Raw genomic sequence first — 23151 nt, 5'->3', positions numbered from 1 at the left:
GGCGATCGAGGATCGGCTGGACGGGCTGGATGCTGCTCTTCCTTCTCGCGGCCGCGGCCGGGCTGGCCGCGTGGGCGTTCTGGTGGGAACCCGGCCGGCTCGTCCTCAACGAGATCGAACTCGAGGTTCCGGGATGGCCTGGCGGCGAGGAAACCCGCATCGCGCTGATCGCCGACCTTCACGTCGGGTCACCCAGAAACGGCCGCGACAACCTCAGGCGCGTGGTTCGGAGGGCAAACGAGACCCTCCCGGACCTGGTGCTGATCGCCGGCGACCTGACCATCGACAACGTGGTCGGCGGCCGCTTCGTCCCGCCGGAGGAGATCGCGGAGGATCTCGCCGCCCTGGACGCGCGCCACGGCGTCTACGCCGTGCTTGGAAATCACGATCGCTGGCTGTCGGCGGCGCGGGTGGAGGAGGCGCTGGCCGGGGCCGGGATCGCAGTGCTCGACAACCGGGGGCGGCGCGTGAGCGTGCGGGGGAACGACATCTGGATCGCGGGTGTGGCCGACTACTGGACGGGCCACCCCTCGATCGAAGATGCGCTCGACGGCGCTCGCCGCGGTGAGCCGGTGGTCCTGGTCACGCACAACCCGGACCTCTTCCCCGAAGTGCCCGCGCGCGTCTCGCTGACCCTGGCCGGACACACGCACGGCGGGCAGGTGATCATCCCCTTCGTCGGCCCCGGAATCACCCCCTCCCGGTTCGGCGACCGCTATGCGTCGGGCCATGTGGTGGAGGACGGACGACACCTGTTCGTGACGACCGGAGTCGGGACCAGCCGGCTTGGCGTCCGCTTCCTCGTGCCGCCCGAAGTCGTCTCGCTGAAACTGACGCGCTGCGAGACCTGCGAGCCGTCGCCGGAGTGACTATCATGCCGCCGAAATCGGCCACACAACCTGAAACCGGAGCAAGGTTGAACATGCTGTCTCTCTCGAAACTGCGTGTCCGGAGCGTCCGCCTCGCGACCGCCGGGTGGCTCCTGTCCGCGTCGGCCCTCGGGCTGCCGCTGGTGTCCAATGGCTGAGTCGGGTAGGGCGCGACTCGAGGCGATCTGGCTCAAGTCGGCGAAGCTGGGACCCATGCGTCCCGTGTCGGAGGCCACCCTCGTCGCGGGGCAGGGGCTGGAGGGCAACGCCAATCGCGGCGGCTACCGGCAGGTGACGCTGCTCGACGCGAACGCGTGGGAGACCGCGACGGGTGAGATCGGGGTCGACGTGAGCCCGGAAGCCCGCCGGGCCAATCTGCTGCTGCGGGGCGTCGATCTTGCCGACACGGCGGGCCGGATCCTGCGAGTCGCCGGCTGCCGCATCAGGATCCGTGGGGAGACGCTGCCCTGCGAGCGCATGGAGGAGGCGGCGCCGGGGCTTCAGGCGGCGTTGGGACCCGACTGGCGCGGCGGCGCGTACGGGTTGGTGCTCGACGGGGGTCCGCTCGCGCTCGGCGACGTGGTGGCCTGGGAATCCTGACGGTCGCGCAGTGAGCACGCGCCGGGCGGCAGGGCTGCTGGCCCTGTGGGCTTTCGCCACGGGGTGCGAGCCCCCGGCCCCGGCGGCGGGACCGCCCGTCAGCGCCGGGTCGCTGTCGGTCTACGAGGCAGAACTCTTCTATCAGAAGATCGGCGTCGGAGAGCCCGTGGTCGTCATTCACGGCGGACCGGGGCTCGACCACTCCTACCTGCGCCCCTGGTTCGGGCCTCTGGCCGAGACCAACCAGGTCGTTTTCTACGATCAGCGGGGCCTGGGTGCCTCCAACGCAGTGCTCGACGCGGCGAGCATCTCGATGGAGCGGTATCTGACGGACATCGACCGGATCCGCGAGCGCGTTGCGGAGCGGGAACGGTTCACCCTCCTGGCACACTCGTGGGGTGCGATTCCGGCCCTGCTCTACGCTCTCGAGCGGCCCGAACGCCTGAACGCCCTCATCCTCGTCTCCCCCGTCGAGCCCGGCAGCCGGTTCCGCGAGCAGACCGACGGGAATCAGCTGGCCCGAAGGGATTCGGTCGATCTCGCCGCCATTGACTCGATCAGGAACACGCCGGCGTTCGAGCAGCGGGACGCGGAGGCGCTGAGCCAGATCTTCTTCCACGTGTTCCGCGGCACCTTCGCCGATGCGGGCGTCGCGGACAGCCTGCTGCGGATCGCGCTTCACGAGAGGACGGCGCGCCAGGGACAGCGCGTCGCGGCCGCGCTCATGACGCCGCTCCAGGGCCTCGATTTCTGGGACCAACTCGGCGACATCGACGTGCCCGTGCTCATCGCCCATGGAAGACAGGACCCGATCCCGGTGGAGATGGTGCAAGCCCTGAACGAGGCCCTGCCGGACAGCCGGCTCGTGACGATCGACGGCGCGGGACACTTCCCGTTCATCGAGAAGCCGGTGCCGCTCTGGGCGGCGATCCACGGCTTCCTGAGCGGGCGGCGACAGGACGCTCCGTGACGGGGGGCGACCCGGCGCCGGGTCTGGTCCACGATCCGGACCAACTTGCAGGGGCGCTCTCCCGCCTCAACCGGGGGCGGCGTGCCCCGGACCGGAGTCCGACCCGCCTGCGCGAACTCCTGGCGGGGTTCGAGGGGCTCGTGACGGCCCTGCCGGGCGGGGTTCGGGGGCCGGACGCCGCTGCCGCTTTCGCCGAACTCGAGACGCTTCTCGCCGCGCAGGGGGCGGGGGACGGTGCCGCCTCTCTGCGGAGCTATCTGGAACCGATCCTCGAGCGGCTCGTCGAAGGACTGCTCGACTATCCCGAGCGGCGCCTCGCCGCGTACGGGTCACTTCTCCCCGGCGAGAACAACCACCGCCATGTGGCGACCCTGGTGGGGCGCTGGGTGCCCGGTACGGTCGAGGGCACGCTTCACGACCGGGGCTGGGCCTCGCGAGAGGGCTATCCCGGGTTCGTCCACCGGATCCCGGGCGATCGCCTGGCCGTGAAGGTGTTCGAGAGCCTGGCCCTGCCCGACGCCTGGAAGCGGCTGGACGCGTTCGAGGGGGCGGCCTACCGGAGGATCCTCGCCCCGGTCGAGACCGACGCGGGCCGCCTGGTCTGCAACATCTACGAACTCACGGGGGAACGCACGGAGGAGCGCACACCGCCTCGCGAGCCCGATCGGGCGTAGCCGCGGGGTGCTGCCGGGCGACCGCGTTACTCGGCCGCCTTCACCTCTTCCCAGACCTCGTCGAGCGTATCGAGGTCGGCGGTTTCCCACTCGATGCCGCGGCTCGCCGCCAACTCGATCAGGCGTCGGCAGCGGCGTTCGAACTTCTCGATCGCGCCGAGGAGCGCGTTGGCGGGGTGAACGCCGGCCAACCGGGACGCGTTCACCGCCGCGAAGAGAAGGTCTCCCACCTCCTCGATGACCGCCTCGCTCGCGTCCCCGATCCGGCGTGCGACGGCTGGCCCCTCCGCTGGCCCCTCTGTCGGCCCCTGTGTGCCTGCGGCGGCCCGCTCGAGTTCCGTCGTCTCCTCGCGCACCTTCTCGAGGGGGCCGTCGAGATCGGGCCAGTCGAAGCCGAGGGCGGCCATTCGTTCCTGCACGCGGGCGGCGCGGCTCAGGGGGTCGAGTCCGGTGGACACGCCTGCGAACGGGTCCGTTCCCGCGGATCCCGTCCGGCCTCGTGCGTCGCGCTCCGCCGCCTTCAGCGCTTCCCAGTCCGGCGGTGCCTCCGCATCGCCGTATACGTGCGGGTGGCGCGCTTCCATCTTCGCTTCGAGTGCCTCGACGACACCGGCGGCGTCAAAGGCGCCGCGCTCTTCGGCGAGTACGATCTGAAACGCCACGTTGAGCAGCAGGTCCCCGAGTTCGCCGGAGAGGCCCTCGTCATCCGCGCCGCGGATCGCGTCGGCGACTTCGTGCGCCTCCTCGAGGAGATATGGACGCAGCGTCTGCGGAGTCTGCTTTGCGTCCCAGGGGCAGCGGACGCGGAGGAAGCGCACGAGGGCGAGGGCGCGGCCGAGGGTCTCATCCCCCGCTCGCGTCCGCTCCATGTGCAGGCGGTCGGTCTCGGTAGCGGCCGGATCTCTCTTCATGGCGCGCGGAAGCTACGGGGGATAGGGTGGCAACTCCAGTATGGCACGGGCTGCCAGGAACTGATCCCCGCGACCCCCGGTGTCTCTTGACCCGCAGCCCCGAAGATCCCGGAACCCGGGCGTGGCTGGAGGTGGATCTGGCCGCGCTCACGCGCAACACCCAACGCGTGGCCGATCATGTGGCTCCCGCCCGGCTCGTCCCAATGGTCAAGGCCGACGCGTACGGCCTGGGGGCGATCAGGGTCGCCCGGACGCTGGACCGGCTGGAGCCCTGCGCGTTCGGGGTCGCCACCCCGCCGGAGGGAGCCGAACTGCGGCGAGGCGGGATCGAGCGGCGCGTCATCGTCTTCGCGCCCTCGGCTGCCTTCGAAGCCTCCGAACTGCTCGAGTCCCGGCTGGAAGGCGCGGCCCTCAGCCTGGAGTCGCTCCGCAAGCTTGCGGAGCGGGCGAGGGCGGAGGCCGGCCACATCCCTGTGCATCTGGAGGTCGACACCGGCATGGGCCGGGCGGGCCTCCCCGCCTCCGCGGCCGGAGCCTGGGCTCCCGAGGTCGCCTCGATCCTGGCCGGAGGCGGGGTCTCGCTCGCCAGCGTCTACACGCACTTCCATTCCGCGGCGGCGGATCCGGCGGCCACGCGCGCGCAACTGGCTCGTCTCAGGGGCGCGATCTCCAGTCTCAAAGCGATCGGAATCGACGTCCCGCTCCTCCACGCGGCGAACAGCGATGCGGTGATGGTGGATCCGCAGTATCATCTAGATCTCGTCAGACCGGGGATCTACCTGTACGGAGGACGGCGGGGGGCGGGAATCGGAGGCTCGCTGGCGGACCCGGAGAGTGTGGCGCGGGTACGGGCCCGGGTGCTCGAGGTCCGTGACTTGGCACCGGGATCGACCGTCAGCTACGGAGCGACGTATACGACGAAGGGTGTCGAGCGTCTCGCCACGCTGGGGATCGGGTACGCCGACGGGTTGTCGTGGCGTCTCTCGAACCGGGGACAGGCACTGATCCACGGGATCCGCGTGCCGATCCGGGGAAGCGTGTGCATGGACGTGACCTCGGTAGACGTTTCCTCGGTTTCGGGTGTCGAACCTTCGGACGTGGCGACGCTGCTTGGCCGCGACGGAACCGAAGAGATTACGCCGGCGGACTTCGCGGAGACCGCCGGAACGATCGAATACGAAGTGCTGACGGCGATCGGACGTCGCCTGCCCCGACACTACGTCGGCGGGCCGGACGTCGCCGGTGAACGGAGCCGATGACCGAAACCTGCCCGCCGGAGGGAGCCGCGCTCTCGTGGGACGATCTTGCCGCCAAAGCGAGCGTCGCCCGCGAGTGCGCGTACGCCCCGTACTCTCGTTTCCTCGTGGGGGCTGCGCTCGAGGCCGATGACGGACGGGTGTTCACCGGGTGCAACGTCGAGAACGCGTCGTACCCGGTCGGGACGTGCGCGGAACGGATGGCGCTGGGTCAGGCCGTCGTGTCGGGGGCCCGTTCGTTCGCGCGAATCGTGGTGGCGACCAGCGGCGCCGTTCCGGCGTCTCCGTGCGGCATGTGCCGGCAGGCGCTCGCCGAGTTCGGCATGGATCTCGAGGTCATGAGCGTCGGGGCGGGCGGGGAAGCGACGACGTGGCGGCTGCGCGATCTGCTGCCGGCCCACTTTTCCCCGGAGTCCCTGGAATCCCTGGAGCGGGTGGCTGCTCAGCCGGAGGCCGGATCGTGAGACGTTCGCGCGGTCTCCTGCTTCCGGGGTGTGCGCTGGCGGTCGGGGCGCTGGTCACGCTCGGCGCGTGTACCGAGGATCCTCTGTCGCTCGGCTCCGAGACGGTGCCGGGCGCGGGCGCGGAGACGCGAGATGTCACCGTGTCCGTGTCCGAACTGGCGAGGTGGCGGGACACGACGCTGACCGGCTTCGCAGGCCCTTCGACTGCGCCGTTCGTGTTCGTGTCGAACGGTTCCGAGGTGTCGGGCCGGGCGCTGGGGCGTTTCAACGTTCCGGATACCATCCGCACGCTGGCCGACACGCTACCGGTCGCCACGTTCGCCGAGGTGGAGCTGCTGCTGCGGGTCGACACTCTCCGCTCCGAATTCGGGGGCTTCCCGTTGACGCTTCGCATGATCGCCCTGGACCAGCCCTTCGAAACGGACTCCGCGACATGGATGCAGGCGGGCGAGGGCGTGCCGTGGGCGGTCCCGGGGGGCGATCTGGGACCCGAGATCGCTTCGGGCGTCTTCGAGGAGGTCTCCGACTCTCTGTTTCTGTCGGTGGCGCTGCCCGAGGACTCGCTCATGAAAGCGTGGCAGGACAGGGACGGCGGCAATGGCTTCGCCCTCGTCCTGGAAGGCCCGGAGACGCGCCTGCGACTCACGCGGATGGTCCTCCGGTACGATCCGACGCTCGTCGGACGGCTGATTCCGGTGCCTCAGGTCGAGCAGTGGACCGAACGCACGTTCATCCAGGATCCCCCCCTGCCGCCCACTGGCTCCGCACTCCGGATCGGCGGCCTGCCCGCGTCGCGAATGTACTTCGACTTCACACCTCCGGAAGGCCTGGGCGGCGCCTCGCTTGGAGGGGCGACGATCAGCCAGGCCGAAGTCATCCTGCATCCGCTCGCCGCGCCCGAGCTCTACGCGGCCGAACGCGCGATCGAAGCGACGAAGATCAGCCTGCTCGGCGACCCGTTCGTGACGGGCGCGAAGACGCCGATCGGGCGCGGTGACCTGGTGGCGAAATCGCTCGAACCCAGCCTGCTCGAGAGCGGCGAACCGGTGCGGCTCGACATCACGCTGCTGCTCGCGCGAGCGGTACGCGATTCCCTGGGCAGCATCCGGTTCGGGTTTCGCGCGAACCCGGACGCGCAGGTTCTGGGCTACTGGGAGTTCGGTTCGGCCGAATCGCCGGTCGAGTTCCAGCCCCAGCTCCGAGTCGTCTTCAGCTCGGCTCCGAACTTCAGGGTGCCGTGATGCGCGAAGGCCGCCGGCTCTGGGCCGGCCCGGTGCTGTTTGCCCTCGCGGCGTTTCCGCTCTCGGCCCAGACGCCGTTGACTTCCATCGGCCTCGGCTATCCCGTCGCGCCGGTGGATGGCCGGTCGGCGGCACTCGGCGGTTCCGGGACCGGCCTGCTCGGCGGCTCGTTCAGCGTCGGGAATCCCGCCGATCTTCTCCTCCACGATGAACCGGGCTTTTCGCTCTCGCTGCTGGGCGAAGCGGTCACCGTGAAGGGCGAGGGGAGCTCCCTGAATACGGGACGCGAGCGTTTCAGCACGATCCGGGCGCTGGTCCCGTTCGGCGACTGGGCGGCCGGTCTGGCCTTCGGAGGCGAGTTCGACCAGGACTGGTCGAACATCCTGCGGGACACGCTGCCCCTGAGCGACGGTTCGGTCCCGTATGAGGAGACCCGTGAGCATGATGGCGGAATCAGCAACATCGACCTGTCGATCGCGCGACGGGTGGGGCCGGTCGGCGTCGGAGTCTCGGCGCAGCGGCTGACGGGGTCGCTGAGGCAGTCGTTCTTCCGCGTGTTTCAGGATCCGCTCGACGGCGCCCCGCCGCTCGCAGCCGTCGTGGGCGCGCGGGAACTGTCGTGGCGCGCCTGGCGGTTCAAGGCGGGCGGTTCGATCCAGGTGGGCGACCGTGCGGTCGTCGGGGCCGCCTTCGGGACCGGCGGAACGCTCTACGCGACGGTCGGGAACGCCGAAGAACCGGACGCGGATTTCGAACTGCCGACTTCGATCGAGGTCGGTGGAAGCGTGCGTGTGACGAACAACCTGCTGGTCACGGCCGGCGGCGGCCGGTCCGGATGGTCTGCGGTGCAGCCGTTCGGCGGCCAGACCGGGTCGGAGTTCACCTCGCACGACACCGTCTGGATGGGCGGCGGATTGGAGTACGGCGGACTTTCGCTTATCGGGGGCCGGTTGCCCGTGCGGATCGGCGTGAGGAAGCGGGGCCTGCCGTTCAGCCGTGGTGGCGAGGCCCTGGATGAACAGGCATTCACCGGGGGCTTCGGCTGGGAGTTCCGGGAGGGCCTCGCCGTGTTCGATCTCGCCTTCGAGAGTGGATCCCGCGGAGATGTGGCGGCCGTCGGGCTCGCGGAAGGCTTTCAGCGCGTGACGCTGTCCTTCTCCCTGCGCCAGCGCTAGCAGCCCGTGGATACGAGTCTCGTAACTCTGAAGACCTCCCGGAGAGCAGCAGTGGGCGGACGCGGCGGACGCGGCGTCCGGGGCCCCCGCCCGTTCGGCAGCCGGGTCTACATCGAGACCTACGGTTGCCAGATGAACATCAACGACACCGAGTTGATGGAGGGGCTCCTCGCCGACGAGGGGTTCGTGCGTGTGGACGGACCCGACCGCGCAGACGTGATTCTCGTGAACACCTGCGCGATCCGGGAGCACGCGGAGCGACGCGTGCGAGGGCGCATCGGCGAACTGCAGCGTCACCGGAAGCGGCACCCGGAACTCGTCCTCGGAGTGACCGGCTGCATGGCCCAGCGGCTCGGCCCCCGTCTCATCGAAGCCGCCGCCGGGATCGATCTGGTCGCCGGCCCGGACGCCTATCGCGGGCTGCCGGAACTGATCGGATCGATCCAGGCGAACGCGATCGAGCGGGGCCAGACGCTGCTCGAACTCGATACCGAAGAGAACTACGAGGGCGTGGCCAGCGTGAGGCGGCAGGGAGTGAGCGCGTGGATCACGGTCCAGCGCGGCTGCGATCACCGCTGCACTTTCTGCATCGTCCCCTACGTGAGGGGGGGCGAGAAGAATCGCGCGCCCGAGGCCATTCTGGCCGAGACCCGCCGGGCCGTCGAGGACGGCTTCAGCGAGGTCGTTCTTCTCGGGCAGACGGTCAACTCCTACCGGGCCGGCGACTGGGACTTCGCGACGCTCCTGCGCTCGGTGAGCCGCGTGGACGGGATCCGTCGCGTACGCTTCACCTCGCCCCACCCCAACGACGTCACGCCGGGCCTGCTCGAAGTGATGGCCGAGGAGCCGACGGTGTGCCGACAACTCCATCTGCCCGCGCAGTCGGGATCCGACCGCGTGCTGAAGCGGATGGTGCGGCGGTACACGACCGACGGATTCCTCGCGAAGGTGGAGGCGACGCGCCGGCAGGTGCCGGGGATCGCGCTCTCCACGGACGTCATCGTGGCCTTTCCCGGTGAGACGGAGGAGGACTTCGAGGCCACCCTGAAGTTGATGGAGCAGATCCGGTTCGACGACGCCTACCTTTACCGGTACTCGATGCGGGAGGGGACGCCCGCCACCCGATTCCCGGCCGCGGATTTCGTGGCGGATGAGGTGGGCGGTGAGCGGCTGGAGCGCCTGATCGAGGTTCATCGCGCGATCCAGCGCGAGATCAACGAGTCCGAGGTGGGGACGGTTCGCGAGGTTCTGGTCGAGCGGCCGGCGCGGTCGTGCGGCGACATGCTCGGCCGGACGGAACAGAACAAGGTGGTCGCCTTCCCCGGCGAGCCGGAGCGGATCGGCGCGTACATGGATGTCCGGCTCACGGGGACGACCGGCGCCACCTTCATGGGGCGCCCGTGCTGAGCCATCGGAGGTACTGATGCGCTTCGTCATGCGCATCATCGTCTTCGCCGTCGTCATTCTCGCGGCGTTCTGGTTCACGACGGAGAACGCGAACGAACTCGTGAACGTCGACCTCGCGTTTCTGCGGATCCGCGCATCGCTGCCCCTCGTCGTGTTCTCGTCTATTCTGGGAGGCATGGGCCTGTCGGCGGCGTTCGCGTGGCGAGCGGAGCGCAGGGCGACCCGCCGCGAGGCCAGTCGCGCCGCGATTGTGCGGCGTGCCCCGGAAGCGATGCACGACTTCCGGGAGGACCCTGCTCCTGCTCCGGCCCCGGCTCCGGCGGAGTCGCGACTGGAACCTGCGGAGGGAAACCCTCCCTCTTGATGCACGGTTGACGATCTCTTCGAGCGTGGGGCGCACCCCTGCGTTCGGAGGCTGACCGACGCCGTTCTCGCTCTCACCCCTGCTCCTGGCGGCGCTGGCCCTCGCGGTCGGCGATGTGGCCGGGCTCGCCCTGGCACGGGGCGAGGCCGCGCTTTCCTACGCTCCGGTCGGCGCCGGAGTCGGCCTCCTCTGCGTCCTCGCCGGGCGCGCGGCGCTGGGCCACGCCTCGCGGGGGCGCCGCGGGGGCGCGATCCCGGTGGGGATGGCCCTCGTCTTCATCGGTCTGGCCGGGCTGTACGCCGGGTTGCGGCGGGGGACGGCCGCCCTGGGGGCCTGCGCGGCGGAACTGCGTGGAAATGTGCCGGCCGTGGTGGCCGGCACGGTCGGAGACGCCGTGCCCGCGCGGGACGCAGGCTCGGAGGACGGCCTGGTCCGGGTGTCGATCCGCGACGTCCGCATCGTCTCGGGTGGCGAGATCTGCCGCCTGGGTGCGGTGCGCGCCTTCGTGCGGCCCGGAGCGGCGCACGAGGCCGGCACGGCGGTGCTCGCCCGGGGCGTGTGGCGCACGGCGGAGGCCGGCTGGCTCCCCCGGCCGCCCGAAGCGCTCGGCTGGCTGAGCGGCGCAACGCTCGAAGCGCTTGATGCCCACGAGGGCACGGGAAGCAGGTTGGGCCCCCGCGGTGTCCGCCGCTGGCTCATCGAGTGGCGGGCGGCCCTGCTGGCCCGACTCGACGCGCGGCTCGCCCCACGCCACCGCGCGATCGGGAAGGCGCTGCTGCTCGCGGACCGGAGTACGCTCGATCCGGCCACGAGGGAGGCGTTCGTGGGGGCAGGGATCATCCACCTGCTCGCGATCTCCGGGCTGCACGTGGGCCTCATCGGCGCGTCGCTCGCCTGGCTGATCGGGCTCCGGGTGCGCGGTCCGCGGCGTTTGCTGTGGGCAGCCGGGTGTACGAGCGCGTACGTCGTGCTGATCGGCGCACCCCCATCGGCGGTTCGCGCCGCGCTGATGTTCTGGGGCTGGGCGCTCGCCTTCCGCCGGGAGCGGCCCGCACGGATCAGCGACCTGGCGGCGCTGGCCGCGATGCTCGCGATTCTGGCCGATCCGCTGATCGTGACGGATCCGGGCTTTCAGCTCTCGTTCGCGGGCTTCACGGGGGTCGTATTCGGAGGCCGCCTGAGGCTCCCGCGCCCGCTCTCGGCCCGCCGGCTGCGAGGGCTCGCTCGGGCGCTGGCCGTGAGCTGCGGGGCCTTCCTCGCGACCGCGCCCATCGCGGCGTTCCACTTCGACCGCATCGTGATCGCATCGATTCCGGCCAGCGTCGTGGCGGGTGCAGTGGTGGGGCTCGCGCTCCCCGCCCTCGCGCTCACGCTGATCCTGCCGTGGGGCACATGGGTGCTGTTCGCCGGCGCCGCGGACATCTCGCTCGCCTGCCTGGCGGCGATCGCGTCGTTCTTCGCCGAACTGCCGCTGAGCTGGTCCGGTCCCGGCCTCGGCCCCCGGGCGTGGCTGGTCGCCGCCGGGCTCGCCGGGCTCGCGCTCGACCGTACGCGCCTGCGCCGGGGCCTGGGCATCGTGGCCATCGGCGCCGCGCTTGCCCTGACGAGCGCCTGGCCGTCCGTCCGGGCGATGCTCGACCGCGGTACGGCGCTCGTCTGCACCCTGGACGTGGGGCAGGGTGACGCTGCCGTGGCGCGGACCGGCGCCGGCCGTTGGCTCGTCTTCGACGCGGGCCCGGGCGACGCCTTCCGCACGGCCGGCACGGCATCCGGCCCGCCCGCCATGTCGGATGCCGGTGGCCGCGTCGTGGTGCCGTTCCTGCGCGCGATGGGCGTACGGACCGTGGAGCTGTTCGCCATCTCCCATCCCCACCTCGACCACTTCGGAGGCGGCGCCGCCGTATTCGACGCCGTACGAGTGCGCCGGGTACTCGACCCCGGAGTCCCCGAGCCCAGCTCCGCCTACCTCGCCTTCCTCGAGCGGCTCGAGCTGGAGGGCGCCTCGTGGCACGCCCCCCGCGCCGGCGACCGGCTGCGTATCGACGACGTCGAACTCGAATTCCTGTGGCCCGAAGACGAGGCCGGCACCGACGCGAACGAAGGCTCGCTCTCGTTCCGGCTGACCGTGCGCGACTTCCGCTATGTGAACACGGGGGACGCCTCCCAGCCGGTCGAGCGGGCGATCCTGGAGCAGCTCGCCCCGATCCGGCCCGAGGCCGACATGCTGAAGCTCGGCCACCACGGCAGCCGCACATCGACCTCGCTCGAATGGCTCCGGGCCACGCAGCCCGATATCGCGATCATCTCGGCCGGCGCCCTCAATCGCTACGGCCATCCGCACGCCGCCACGCTGGCGCGACTCGACTCCGCTCGCGTGGAGCGCGTGTGGCGGACGGACCTCGAGGGCCCGCTGTGCGTCGAGATCGACGCAGACGGCTGGCGCATCGTCGACGCACCTTGACTCCCGAAACCGACTCTCCCTAACCTCCGACGCCACCCGCAGGAGCAGCCACGCGCGGCCGAATACCCCGTCCTCGGAGCTACTGTGACCGGACCGATCGTCACCGTCGAACATTTCATCGCCGAGCAGGAGCGCGAGCACCCCCAGGCCACCGGTGCCTTCACCGATATCCTCCTGGGGATCAGCCTCGCCGCGAAGGTCATCTCCGCGGCGGTGAACCGGGCCGGCCTCATCGACGTCCTCGGCGTGAGCGGCACCGAGAACGTGCACGGCGAGGCGGTGCAGAAGCTGGACGACTACGCGAACGGCGTGCTGGTCGGCATTCTCGGCCGCTGCGGCAGCCTGAGCGGCATGATCTCCGAGGAGGAAGAGGGGTTCATCCAGATCCCCGAATCACGGGACCCCGGGCCCTACATCATCGCCTTCGACCCGCTCGACGGCAGTTCGAACATCGACGTGAACATTTCGGTGGGGACGATCTTCTCCGTGTACCGCAAGCGGAGCGACGGCCCGCGGGTGCAGATCGACGACCTGCTGCAGCCGGGATCGGAGCAGCTCGCGGCCGGATACGTCCTGTACGGCTCGTCCACGATGCTCGTGTTCACGACCGGGACGGGGGTACACGGCTTCACGCTCGACCCGGGGATCGGGGAGTTTCTGCTCTCCTACCGGAACATGCGGATCCCCTCGCCCGGCAAGAACATCTACAGCATCAACGAGGCCTACCACGATCAATGGACGCCGGGCCAGCAGCGACTGGTCGAGCGCTTCCGGCGCCCTCCCACCGGCGGCGCTCCCTTCTCCGCGCGCTACGTCGGCTCGATGGTGGCGGATTTCCATCGCACCCTCCTCCGCGGCGGGATCTTCATGTACCCGGCGACGACGAAGAGTCCCGAGGGGAAGCTCCGGCTGCTGTACGAGGTGGCTCCGATGGCGATGATCTGCGAGCAGGCGGGCGGGCGCGCCAGCGATGGCCGAAGCCGCGTCCTCGACCTCCAGCCCACCGGGCTGCACCAGCGCGTGCCGACGTTCATCGGCAGCCCGGGTCTGGTCGAGATGGCGGAGCGCTATCTGGCGGACGACTGACCCGCGGCGCCCGCGGATGCGAAGATGGGGCCCGAAGGCCCCCCCCGTACAGCGCTCAGGACCGGAACCCCGGTCACATTGCGGGCCGGTGCCCGCTAGAGAGAGAGTCGCACGCCGAGCTGAATCGCCCACCGGGACAGGATGTTGTCGATGTCAAGCACATCGCTGGCGTCGGCCACGCCGTCGTCGTTCTCGTCGCCCTGATAGAAGCGGACGATGGGACGTCCCGAGTCGGAGTCGTAGCCGCGGAACGACAGAATCGTGGGGGCCTGGAAGGGAGCGTACCTCTGCCGCCCCCACTCCTCGTTGAAGAAGTTCCCCACGTTGATGAAGTCGAGGGTAACCTGGAGGTTCTGGCTGCCGGCGCCAGGCAGAGGCAGATCCTGGGCGATCCGCAGATCCAGGCTCCGCACCCACGGTTCTCGCGACGAGTTCCGATCCACGATCTGGCCCCGGGACGCGTCCAGGTCGGGAACGTTGCTCACGAAGGCGTCCCAGGCGGCGAAGTCCAGGCACCCTCTGCAATCCGTGTCGAAGATCGCGTCGTCGGCGTCACCGGGTACGAACACGAGATCGTTGAACCTGCGCCTGTCGTTGTTCGCGTCGCCGAAGTACGTCCAACTGAAGGGTCGGCCCGCCCGCGCCTCGTAGAAGGCCGTGATCGTCGTCCCCACGTCCTCGCTCCAGGCAATGCGCTGCGAGACCGAGGCGACGATCCGGTGCTTGATCTCGAAGTCCGCCGTCCCCTCGCCCGGATCGTTCGGGTCGACGCCGACCTCGTTGTACTGGAAGTTCGAGATCGCGCGGCTGGACTGGCCGCTGTTCACGTCCGTGGCGTCCGTCCAGGTGTACGAGAGACTCCCGAACATGTTGGGCATAAAATCGCCACCGAAGCGCTTCTGGAGCTGGGTCGTGAACTGCATCTGACGGCCCTGGTTCGTGTTGTCGAGCAGGAAGACGCCGGGCGAGAACTCGGGGTCCACCCTCTCTCTGGCGAAGAACACGCGGCCGTCGATCGCCCGCCCCTCGCGGACGAGGCTCAGATCCTGGAACATGACATCGTTGACGTTTTTCGTATAGATCCCCTCGACTGTCAGCACCAGCCCGTCGCGAAGCTCCCGGTCGATGCCGACGGACGTCCGCCACGCCTGGGGAAACTTGAAGTCCGTGTCAGTGAGGTTCACCTCCGTCGTGGCCTCCTCGCGCGCGCTCGGCAGATTGTCCGGATCCCCCGTGAACGGAGGCGGAGTGCAGCCCTCCCAGACGGGGCAGTTGATGCGGATGAAGTCCATCCCGGTGTTCGAATACTGGTTCGAGAGCCACACGAAGGGATTGCGGCCCGTGAAGATCCCGGTGCCGCCCCGGATCTGGGTCGTCCGGTCTTCGTCGAGCGCGGCGTTGAAGCCGAGCCGAGGCGACCACATGACGTTCCCGCTCGGCACTTCGCTCGTGCTTCGGCCGGGGAAGGCGGCGGCGAAGTTGGGGTTCTCGAGCGGTGCGCCGGGCATCGCCATGATGTCCGCGCGGAGGCCGAGCGTGACGTTGAAGCGGTCACTCAGCTCGATCCGGTCCTGGGCGTAGAAGCCGAACTGCATGGCGCTCCATTCGGCCCGGGGGAATCGTTCCGACAGGCGCGAGACGGAGGCCCGATACCGGGTCGCAACCCCGTTCCGGAAGTTCTCGAGGGCGTCATCTCCCGAGAACAGCCATTCTCCGAACGCATCCTGCACGAAGAGATTCGAGAACGAGTAGAACTCGTTGTGCGTCCCCAGGGTGATCGTGTGGTCGCCTCGGAAGAGGCTAAGGTCGTCGGTGATCTCGAACACGTCCTGGTCAAGCGCGTTCTGCTGAGAGAAGCGCTCCACGCCCAGCCTGACGCTTTCGCCGCGCGGGCCTTCGGGCGGTTCGATGGTCACCGACGGGAAGTTCGGGAAGTCCGGGTTTCGGATGTCTCGCTGACGCTGGTAAGACACACGCAACATGTTCGAGGTGCTCGCCCCGAATCGGCTGTCCAGCTGCAGCACAGTGGAGTTGGAGACGGCACCGAACTCGTACCCCTGGCTCGGCAACCCCAATGTCGACCTGCTGCGGGAAATCCCGCGGTCCGAACTCGCGTTCACATGGTTGTGCCGCACGGTGAGATGCTGATCGTCCGACAGATTGAAGTCGAGGCGGCCGAAGAGCTTGAGATCGTCCGTTTCGCGCTGGAGTTCCTCCTCGAACAAACCAGGATTATGGCGCCAGACGGCGTTGGCGATGTCGATGATCTCGTTGACCGACGCCGAATTGATGGGGATCGTCGTGGTCTGACTGCTGCCGGCGAGTCCGAGGGCCAGCGGGCGACTCGACTGCTTGATCTCGCCGCTCGTGAAGAAGTGGATCCTGTCGCGCTGGATCGGGCCGCCCGCCCTGAATCCGGCCTGCAGTTCGCTGAACTGGCTGAGTTCGTTCTCGTCGAGGGCGCCCGTGAAACTCTCGTTACGTCCGAAGAAGTAGCCCGAGGCGTCGAAGTCGTTCGTCCCCGAGCGCGTGATCACGTTGATCGAGCCCCCCGTGAAGCCGCCCTGGCGGATGTCGAAGGGCGCGATCGCGACCTGGAACTCCTGGACCGCGTCGAGCGAGATCGGCTGCGAGTTCGCCTGGCCACCCGGCGTGCCGCTGGCCGGCAGGCCGAACACGTCGTTGAGGATCGCGCCGTCGACGGAGATGTTGTTGAAACGGTTGTTCTTTCCGCCGATGCTCACCCCACCGATGTTCTCGCTGCTCCCGATGTTCGTCCCCAGCGCCTGCGGCGTGAGGCGCGCGAAGTCCTGGATGCTGCGGGCGATCGTCGGGAGGCTCTCGATCTCGCGCGTCGTCACGGTCTGCTGGGGCCCCGTACGCCCGCTCGAGAGGATCGCGCCGCGTTCGGCCGTCACCGTGATCTCGCCCACGGCGACCGCCTGCACGCCCAAAACGAAGTCGATCCGCCGGTTTTCACCCAGAGCGAGCGTGAGCGACGCCAGCGACTCGTCCTGAAAGCCGATGAGCGAGACCGAGATCGTGTACGGTCCACCCACGCGCATGCCCGGAAGGTTGAAGCGGCCATCCTCGCGCGTGAGCGTCGAATAGGAGGTTCCGCTCGGGCCGTGCACGGCGGTAACGACGGCGCTCGGAAGGGGGGCCAGATCCTGCCCGGTCACGCGCCCGTTGACGGCCGCGGTGGTGACGCCCTGGGCGAGGGTCCCCGAGGGCAGAAAGAGGCCGCCGAATGCCGCGAAAGCGACGAGGGCCAGGCTTCTGAAGAGGGTAGCGTATTTCATGGCGTACTCCTGCCTGGTGAGGTAGAGACTCCGGGGCGCAGGCGCCGGGTGTTTATCACTCCAAACGGTATGCAGCAGAATTCCCTCAAAATGTAACGATGGACGGTGTTTTTCGTAACGCCATCACGCGTCTACTCGAGGCGATGGGCACGGAAAGCTGCGGGTTCATGATGTATTGCATGGCCGGGTTGTCATTCGGGATGGCGTCGACGCCCAGCACTGCCCCGCCGCGATAGCGACCTCCCTACGTGAGGGACCTGCGAGCGGTTCCGGGGTTTGTTTCGCCTGACGGCCGGGGCTAGCGGCCGGGGCTAGCGGGCGGGGGACTCGATCCAGCGGGGGTCGCGCGGAATGGGGAAGGGCTGCGGCTGCGCTTCCAGGTATGAGACGAGGGCCTCGAGATCCGCGAGACCGACGGCTTCGGCGGCCTCGGCCTCCGCGAAGGTGGTGTAGCCACCGCCCCCGGTTGAGAGGAAGTCGTTGACCGTGACCTCGTAGCGGCCCTCCCGCCGAACCGGGGAGCCGTCGTCGAGCGTCACCTGCAGGATCCGCTCGCCCTCGGGGGCGGCCGGATCGTAGCGGACGGTGATCCCGCTCACATGGAGGTCCACGTCCCCGGACGACCGGACAGAATGCTCCAGTGTCCGCAGTAGCTGTGCGCCGGACATCGTGTGCCGGATCAGCATGTTGGCGAACGGCTGCAGTTCGAACAGGTCGGAGTAGCTGACGGGACCGGCGGGGAGTGGCCGCCGGATACCGCCGTTGTTCATGAGCGCGATGTCGGCGCCGCTCGCGTGCCGCTGCGCGTCGGCCACGATCCGGCCCAGAGCGAAGTCACCGTTTCGCGGGGCCGGTAGCGGCTCGGGAAGTGTCACCACGATGCGGTCGATGAGGTGCGACAGTTCGGCGGTGTAGGAGGCGACTACCTCCTCGAGGGCGGGATCCGGCGCAATTTCGTCCGCCCACACCTGTCGGATGCCGAGGCGTCGCGCGCTCACGGTCCCGTCCGCGCTCCGGTCGATCCGGCCGAGTCCATAGGCCGTCGTGTTCGAGAATGACTGGATCACGGGCACGCCGCCGACCTCGGCCTCGACCCGCGAGTGGGTGTGTCCCGTGACTGCGTAGTCGAAGCGCTCCGTCGTCGCGGCCAGCGCCTCCAGAGCCCGGCCCTCACACACATCATCTTCGCAGAAGGCGCCTTCGTGCATGACGGCGACGACGAAATCGACCCCCGTCTCGCGCACGACGGGGATGTAGTGGTCGAGGGCGTCCGGGATGGAGCGGAACTCGAAGTCCACCACGTTTGCGGCCCGCGTGATGGTCGGGGTGGACGGCGTGACCATCCCGACGAAGCCGATGCGGACGCCGTCCTTCTCGACGATCGTCCACGGCCGGACCCAGTCGGGGTGCCGGTCGGTATCCTTCAGGTAGACGTTCGCCCCGAGCATGGCGAAGTCGGCCTCGGCGACCCGTTCGACGAGCACATCCACGCCCCAATCGAACTCGTGGTTTCCGATCGCGACGGCGTCGTAGCCGATCCCGTTCATGGCCTCGATCGTCGAGCGGCCGTCCGTAAGGTTCGAGATCAGCGTGCCCTGCATGACGTCGCCGCCGGACACGATGAACAGGGGGCATTCGGGAGTCGAGGAGCGTTCACGGGCCACGTACGCGGCCAGGGCGGCCGACCCTCCGACGGGCCGCCCCTCCGACCAGCTCTGGACGGCGGGCAGCAGGCGTCCGTGCGTGTCGTTGGTCGAAAAGATCTGCGCACAGAGGGCGTCGCCCGACGCGGTGACGTCCGCGGATCCAGGAGATTCACAGCCCGAGAGCCCCGCGACGGTGAGGCCTGCGAGGCAGCAGAGGGCGAGACGACGGGCCATCAGGTGCCCTGCAGAGCCTTGAGACGCTCGATGTCGACGAGGGGCGCCGCGTAGTTGCCCGTCCAGCAGGCGTCACAGAACGGCCCGTGGTCCCCGACCGCGTCGCGCATCCCCTCCATGCTGAGATAGCCCAGCGAGTCGACGCCCAGATGCTGCCGAATCTCATCGACCGAATGACTGGAGCCGATCAGCTCCTCCCGCGTGGGCATATCGATCCCGTAGTAGCAGGGGGAGCGCACCGGCGGCGAGGCGACCCGGAAATGCACCTCGGCCGCACCGGCATCGCGCAGCAGCGTCACGAGACCGCAGCTCGTCGTACCCCGAACGAGTGAATCGTCCACGACGACGATGCGTTTCCCGTCCACCAGTTCCCGCACGGGATTGTATTTCACGCGCACCTTGAAGTCGCGTCCGGTCTGCGTCGGGTGGATGAAGGTGCGCCCGACGTAGTGGTTGCGGATGAGCGCGAGTTCGAACGGCAGGCCGCTCACCTCGGAGTATCCCAGGGCGGCCGAGTTCGACGAGTCCGGCACGGCGAACACGCAATCGGCCTCGGCCGGGTGCTCGCGGGCGAGCTGCCGCCCGAACGCCCGTCGCGCCTCGTCCACGCTGCACCCCCACACGCGCGAGTCGGGGCGGGCGAAGTAGACGAGTTCGAACAGGCAGGCACTCGGCGTCTCGGGAGGCAGCGGCCGCATGGATTCGACGTGGCCGGCGCGGATCTTGAGGACTTCCCCGGGGGCCACATCGCGGACGTAGGCGGCTCCGATGATGTCCAGGGCGCAGGTCTCCGACGCGAAGACGACGGCTTCCCCGAGCCTCCCCATCACGAGCGGGCGGAACCCCCGCGCGTCTCTCGTCGCGTAGATGGTGTCGCCGATGCAGAGCAGGAGCGAGAAGGCGCCGACCACCTGCGACAGCGCATCGTCGATCTTCCCGTCCAGATCCCGGCGCCGGGAGCGGGCGATGAGGTGGACGATGACTTCGGAGTCGGAGTCCGTCTGGAAGATGGTTCCGTCTCGCGCCAGCGATCGCCGGAGCTGGTTCGCGTTGGTGAGGTTGCCGTTGTGCGCCAGGGCCAGCGGATTGTCCTCGTACTGTACGAGGAGCGGCTGGGCGTTCCGCAGGCTGGAGTCGCCCGCCGTCGAGTACCGCACGTGCCCGATCGAAATCGAGCCCTCCAGGCGACCGAGCACCTGGTCGGTGAAGACGTCGGCCACGAGCCCCATGCCCTTGTGAACTCTCGACGCCCCCTCGTCATCCACCGTGACGATCCCGGCGGACTCCTGGCCGCGGTGCTGGAGCGCGTACAACGCCAGGAACGAGAGTTCGGCCGCCGCGCCCGAGCCGCTGACCGCCACGATGCCGCACTCCTCGCGCAGCTTGTCCGGCGGCTCGCGCGTCGCGTCCCCGGTCACGTCCGTCGGGAGCTTTCTCATGAGGTGATGCCTGCCTCCTCGCTCATGCGACGCGGGATCGCCTCGTCGTAGGTCCGGGCAAGCTCCCGGACCGGCGGAGCGATCGTGTGGCCGGCGCCGGTCAGCCGGCACGGGCCGTCGGGCCCACCCACGGTGCCGACATGCGACACGGGTACGCCGTGGTGCCACCCGTGCGCGGCGAGTTGTTCTCCCCCGCCGGGCCGGCACGTCAGTACGACGCGCGAGTGCGACTCGCCGAACCAGCGCCCCGCCGCCGTCAGGTCGGCTTCGGCGGGCGCCGCGTCCAGGTCGACCGTGCAGCCGAGCGGCCCCCCCGAGGCGCGGATCGCGCACTCCACAAGCGCGACCGCAAGCCCGCCGTCGGAGCAGTCATGAGCCGAGGCGAAGGCCCCGTCCGCCGCTCCCTCGACCAGGAAGTCGACCAGAGCCGACGCCTCCTCGAGGTCCACGGCCGGCGGCAACCCGGCGACCACGCCGTGACAGGCGGCGAGGTATTCCGATCCCCCGATCTCGTCGCGGGTCGCGCCCGCCACCCAGATCTCGTCCCCCTCGCGCTGAAAGGCCGACGGGACGCAACGCTCGAGGTCCTCGATCACCCCCAGCATCCCGATGACCGGCGTGGGATAGACCGGCTGCCCGCCCGTCTCGTTGTAGAGCGAGACGTTGCCCCCCGTCACGGGCGTTCCGAGCGCTCGGCACGCCTCCCCCATCCCGCGGACGGCGCCCGACAACTGATAATACACCTCCGGCCGGAGCGGGCTCCCGAAGTTGAGGCAGTTGGTCACCGCGAGCGGCTGCGCCCCGGAGCAGGCCACGTTACGCGCGGCCTCGGCGACCGCCGCCCGTCCGCCCGTCCGCGGATCGAGCCAGGTGTGCCGTCCGTTCCCGTCGGTGGACGCGGCGAGGGCGCGCCCCGCCGCGGGCAGCCGCAGCACCGCCGCGTCGGAGCCCGGGCCCGCGAGCGTGTTTGTCTGGACCGTGGTGTCGTATTGCTCGTAGATCCAGCGGCGCGAAGCGATGACCGGCGCGTCGAGCAGCGTCCGCAGCGCCTCGTCCACATCCCCGTCCGCGGCGAAGGACCCGTAGGCCTCCAGGTCCACCGCGCGCGCTTCGGCCACCGCCGGGCTCATGACGCCCTCGCGGACATAGGTGGGACACTCGTCCACGAGCGGCTTCACCGGGATCTCGACCCGCACCCGGCCCGCTTCCCGCACACGGAACATCCCGTCGTCCGTCACGCGCCCGATCGTCGCCGCCTGCAGGTCCCAGCGCTCCAGCACTTCGCGCACGTCCGCCTCGTGCTCCGGCTTCGCCACGAGGAGCATCCGCTCCTGCGACTCCGACAGGAGCATCTCGTACGGCGTCATCCCCTCCTCCCGCACCGGGAGGTACGCCACGTCGATGTCGATCCCCGACCCCGAGCGGGCGGCCATCTCCGTCCCGCTCGACGTCAGTCCCGCCGCGCCCATGTCCTGGATCCCGACGAGGAGGTCCCGTTCGATCAACTCCAGGCTCGCCTCGAGGAGCAACTTCTCCGTGAACGGGTCGCCCACCTGCACCTGCGGCCGACTGTCGACCGCCTCTTCGTCCAGTTCCTCCGACGCGAAGGTGGCCCCGTGGATCCCGTCCCGTCCCGTGCGTGCGCCGACGGCCATCACAGGGTTCCCGACGCCTTCCGCCTCGCCCCGAATCAGGCGCTCGAGCGGCAGGACGCCGATACACATCACGTTGATGAGCGGGTTCTTTTCGTACGCCGGGTCGAAGATCGCCTCGCCGCCCACGGTGGGGACGCCGACGCAGTTTCCGTAGTCCCCGACCCCCCGCACGACCCCGTCGAACAGGTACCTCGACTGGGGCGAGTCGAGCGAGCCGAAGTGGAGGCTGTCGAAGATGGCGATCGGCCGCGCGCCCATGGTGAACACGTCGCGCAGGATCCCGCCCGACCCCGTGGCGGCGCCCTGGTAGGGCTCCACCGCCGACGGATGGTTGTGGGACTCGATCTTGAACGCGACGCCCCAGCCGCAGCCGACATCGATGACGCCGGCGTTCTCGCCCGGGCCCTGGACCACCGCGGCACTCTCGGTGGGCAGCGTCTTCAGCAGGGGCCGCGAGTTCTTGTATCCGCAGTGCTCCGACCACATGGCGCTGAATACGCCCAGTTCGGTGAAGGTGGGCTCCCGTCCCATGAAGTCGAGGATCTGCTCCCACTCCTCCGGGCTCAGGCCGTGCTCCGCGACCAGCGCGGGGCTCACGACGGGGTCACCCGGCCGGGCCTGTACGCGGTGATCGAGCGCGATGTCGGTCATGAAGAGACCCCCGCGACGGCCAGCGGTGCCCCTTCGCTCCCGTGGCGGCTCCATGCGGATACAGCGGCGACGAGCGACTGGAACACGCCGAGTCCGTCCGTATTGCCGAGGACTGCCAGGGAATGGCGTTCCGGGTGCGGCATCAGCCCCAGGATGTTGCCCTCGGCGTTCGTGATCCCGGCGATGTTGCGTGCGGAGCCGTTGGGGTTCGCGGCGGGCGTCGCCTTCCCCCGGGCGTCGGCGTAGCGGAACACCACCCGGTGCTCCGCCTCCAGTTCATCGAGGGTCGAAGCTTCGGCGACGAACTGGCCTTCGCCGTGGGCGATCGGGATGTGCAGCAGGTCGCCTTCGGAGTAGGCCGTCGTGAACGAGGTGTCCGCGTTCTCCACCCGGAGTCCCACATCGTGGCAGCGGAACCGGAGTCCCTGGTTGCGCACGAGCGCGCCGGGCAGGAGGTGCGCCTCGCACAGCACCTGGAACCCGTTGCAGATCCCGAGCGTGAGGCCCCCGCCGCGCGCGAAGTCGATCACCTCCCGCATGATCGGGCTGAAGCGGGCGATCGCCCCGGCCCGCAGGTAGTCCCCGTACGAGAACCCTCCCGGCAGCACCACGACGTCCGCGCCCTCGAGGTCATTCGACTTGTGCCACAGGTAGGTGGCGCTCTCGCCCAGCCCTTCCGTCACCGCCCGGTACACGTCCGCATCGCAGTTCGAGCCCGGGAACCGCACGATCCCCACCTTCATCCG

The 23151-nt window shown here is 69.5% G+C and carries 18 protein-coding genes; 12 read left to right on the top strand and 6 right to left on the bottom strand.

Annotated features, from left to right (window positions below; genetic code table 11):
- Positions 1 to 29 precede the first annotated feature (29 nt).
- From ACN9M6_RS01185 to ACN9M6_RS01170, 4 genes are all read left to right on the top strand, one after another.
- The gene (locus ACN9M6_RS01185) at positions 30 to 869 is read left to right on the top strand and encodes a metallophosphoesterase (RefSeq protein ID WP_419161086.1); all 840 of its coding nucleotides are present in this window, start codon (positions 30 to 32) and stop codon (positions 867 to 869) included.
- A gap of 150 nt (positions 870 to 1019) precedes the next feature.
- Positions 1020 to 1469 carry an MOSC domain-containing protein gene (locus ACN9M6_RS01180; protein WP_419161085.1) on the top strand — a complete coding sequence of 150 codons (450 nt, stop codon included), beginning with the start codon at positions 1020 to 1022 and terminating at the stop codon, positions 1467 to 1469.
- A gap of 10 nt (positions 1470 to 1479) precedes the next feature.
- Positions 1480 to 2439 carry an alpha/beta fold hydrolase gene (locus ACN9M6_RS01175; protein ID WP_419161084.1) on the top strand — a complete coding sequence of 320 codons (960 nt, stop codon included), beginning with the start codon at positions 1480 to 1482 and terminating at the stop codon, positions 2437 to 2439.
- Complete coding sequence (locus tag ACN9M6_RS01170) at positions 2436 to 3113, top strand: gamma-glutamylcyclotransferase family protein (RefSeq protein WP_419161083.1); 678 nt, start codon at positions 2436 to 2438, stop codon at positions 3111 to 3113. The genes ACN9M6_RS01175 and ACN9M6_RS01170 overlap by 4 nt, the downstream gene beginning before the upstream one ends.
- A 26-nt stretch (positions 3114 to 3139) precedes the next feature.
- Here ACN9M6_RS01170 and mazG read toward each other — a convergent pair whose 3' ends face one another.
- Positions 3140 to 4024 (bottom strand): nucleoside triphosphate pyrophosphohydrolase, encoded by an 885-nt coding sequence (gene mazG, locus ACN9M6_RS01165; RefSeq protein ID WP_419161082.1) that lies wholly within the window; start codon positions 4022 to 4024, stop codon positions 3140 to 3142.
- 86 nt (positions 4025 to 4110) lie between these two features.
- On the opposite strand from mazG, the gene alr reads away from it, so the two are divergent.
- The 8 genes from alr to fbp all read left to right on the top strand — a co-directional run bounded on the left by alr (position 4111) and on the right by fbp (position 13478).
- Positions 4111 to 5283 (top strand): alanine racemase, encoded by a 1173-nt coding sequence (alr, locus tag ACN9M6_RS01160; protein WP_419161081.1) that lies wholly within the window; start codon positions 4111 to 4113, stop codon positions 5281 to 5283.
- A complete protein-coding gene (cdd, locus tag ACN9M6_RS01155; protein WP_419161080.1) occupies positions 5280 to 5744 on the top strand; it encodes a cytidine deaminase in 465 nt (154 codons plus the stop codon). Before alr ends, cdd begins: the two co-directional genes overlap by 4 nt.
- Positions 5741 to 6985 (top strand): hypothetical protein, encoded by a 1245-nt coding sequence (locus ACN9M6_RS01150; RefSeq protein ID WP_419161079.1) that lies wholly within the window; start codon positions 5741 to 5743, stop codon positions 6983 to 6985. Before cdd ends, ACN9M6_RS01150 begins: the two co-directional genes overlap by 4 nt.
- The gene (locus tag ACN9M6_RS01145) at positions 6985 to 8160 is read left to right on the top strand and encodes a hypothetical protein (RefSeq protein ID WP_419161078.1); all 1176 of its coding nucleotides are present in this window, start codon (positions 6985 to 6987) and stop codon (positions 8158 to 8160) included. The genes ACN9M6_RS01150 and ACN9M6_RS01145 overlap by 1 nt, the downstream gene beginning before the upstream one ends.
- A gap of 51 nt (positions 8161 to 8211) precedes the next feature.
- Positions 8212 to 9567: a tRNA (N6-isopentenyl adenosine(37)-C2)-methylthiotransferase MiaB gene (gene miaB, locus ACN9M6_RS01140; protein ID WP_419161077.1), complete on the top strand. Its 1356-nt coding sequence runs from the start codon at positions 8212 to 8214 to the stop codon at positions 9565 to 9567.
- Positions 9568 to 9583: 16 nt separating this feature from the next.
- The gene (locus ACN9M6_RS01135) at positions 9584 to 9931 is read left to right on the top strand and encodes a hypothetical protein (RefSeq protein WP_419161076.1); all 348 of its coding nucleotides are present in this window, start codon (positions 9584 to 9586) and stop codon (positions 9929 to 9931) included.
- A gap of 115 nt (positions 9932 to 10046) precedes the next feature.
- The gene (locus ACN9M6_RS01130) at positions 10047 to 12392 is read left to right on the top strand and encodes a DNA internalization-related competence protein ComEC/Rec2 (RefSeq protein ID WP_419161075.1); all 2346 of its coding nucleotides are present in this window, start codon (positions 10047 to 10049) and stop codon (positions 12390 to 12392) included.
- Between the two features lie 84 nt (positions 12393 to 12476).
- Positions 12477 to 13478 carry a class 1 fructose-bisphosphatase gene (fbp, locus tag ACN9M6_RS01125; RefSeq protein WP_419161074.1) on the top strand — a complete coding sequence of 334 codons (1002 nt, stop codon included), beginning with the start codon at positions 12477 to 12479 and terminating at the stop codon, positions 13476 to 13478.
- Between the two features lie 95 nt (positions 13479 to 13573).
- Here the strand turns inward: fbp and ACN9M6_RS01120 are convergent, their stop codons facing one another.
- The 5 genes from ACN9M6_RS01120 to purQ form a co-directional block, all read right to left on the bottom strand.
- Positions 13574 to 16780 (bottom strand): TonB-dependent receptor, encoded by a 3207-nt coding sequence (locus ACN9M6_RS01120; RefSeq protein WP_419161073.1) that lies wholly within the window; start codon positions 16778 to 16780, stop codon positions 13574 to 13576.
- A gap of 311 nt (positions 16781 to 17091) precedes the next feature.
- Positions 17092 to 18660 (bottom strand): bifunctional metallophosphatase/5'-nucleotidase, encoded by a 1569-nt coding sequence (locus ACN9M6_RS01115; protein ID WP_419161072.1) that lies wholly within the window; start codon positions 18658 to 18660, stop codon positions 17092 to 17094.
- Positions 18660 to 20099, bottom strand: a complete 1440-nt coding sequence (gene purF / locus ACN9M6_RS01110; RefSeq protein WP_419161071.1) for an amidophosphoribosyltransferase — start codon at positions 20097 to 20099, stop codon at positions 18660 to 18662. The genes ACN9M6_RS01115 and purF overlap by 1 nt, the downstream gene beginning before the upstream one ends.
- Positions 20096 to 22405, bottom strand: coding sequence for a phosphoribosylformylglycinamidine synthase subunit PurL (purL, locus tag ACN9M6_RS01105; RefSeq protein WP_419161070.1), 2310 nt, complete (start codon positions 22403 to 22405; stop codon positions 20096 to 20098). Before purL ends, purF begins: the two co-directional genes overlap by 4 nt.
- Positions 22402 to 23148, bottom strand: coding sequence for a phosphoribosylformylglycinamidine synthase subunit PurQ (gene purQ, locus ACN9M6_RS01100; RefSeq protein ID WP_419161069.1), 747 nt, complete (start codon positions 23146 to 23148; stop codon positions 22402 to 22404). The genes purL and purQ overlap by 4 nt, the downstream gene beginning before the upstream one ends.
- Positions 23149 to 23151: the final 3 nt, after the last annotated feature.

It is taken from the genome of Candidatus Palauibacter sp. (assembly GCF_965197445.1).
GTDB lineage: Bacteria > Gemmatimonadota > Gemmatimonadetes > Palauibacterales > Palauibacteraceae > Palauibacter.
This window is presented reverse-complemented; position numbering and strand designations above follow the sequence as displayed.

Bases quoted from the DNA above. Each gene is read 5' to 3' on its own strand.
- purF (WP_419161071.1), bottom strand. From the start codon at position 20,099: ATGAGAAAGCTCCCGACGGACGTGACCGGGGACGCGACGCGCGAGCCG.
- purQ (WP_419161069.1), bottom strand. From the start codon at position 23,148: ATGAAGGTGGGGATCGTGCGGTTCCCGGGCTCGAACTGCGATGCGGAC.
- ACN9M6_RS01185 (WP_419161086.1), top strand. From the start codon at position 30: ATGCTGCTCTTCCTTCTCGCGGCCGCGGCCGGGCTGGCCGCGTGGGCG.
- ACN9M6_RS01115 (WP_419161072.1), bottom strand. From the start codon at position 18,660: ATGGCCCGTCGTCTCGCCCTCTGCTGCCTCGCAGGCCTCACCGTCGCG.
- ACN9M6_RS01145 (WP_419161078.1), top strand. From the start codon at position 6,985: ATGCGCGAAGGCCGCCGGCTCTGGGCCGGCCCGGTGCTGTTTGCCCTC.
- ACN9M6_RS01135 (WP_419161076.1), top strand. From the start codon at position 9,584: ATGCGCTTCGTCATGCGCATCATCGTCTTCGCCGTCGTCATTCTCGCG.
- purL (WP_419161070.1), bottom strand. From the start codon at position 22,405: ATGACCGACATCGCGCTCGATCACCGCGTACAGGCCCGGCCGGGTGAC.
- cdd (WP_419161080.1), top strand. From the start codon at position 5,280: ATGACCGAAACCTGCCCGCCGGAGGGAGCCGCGCTCTCGTGGGACGAT.
- ACN9M6_RS01180 (WP_419161085.1), top strand. From the start codon at position 1,020: ATGGCTGAGTCGGGTAGGGCGCGACTCGAGGCGATCTGGCTCAAGTCG.
- ACN9M6_RS01120 (WP_419161073.1), bottom strand. From the start codon at position 16,780: ATGAAATACGCTACCCTCTTCAGAAGCCTGGCCCTCGTCGCTTTCGCG.
- mazG (WP_419161082.1), bottom strand. From the start codon at position 4,024: ATGAAGAGAGATCCGGCCGCTACCGAGACCGACCGCCTGCACATGGAG.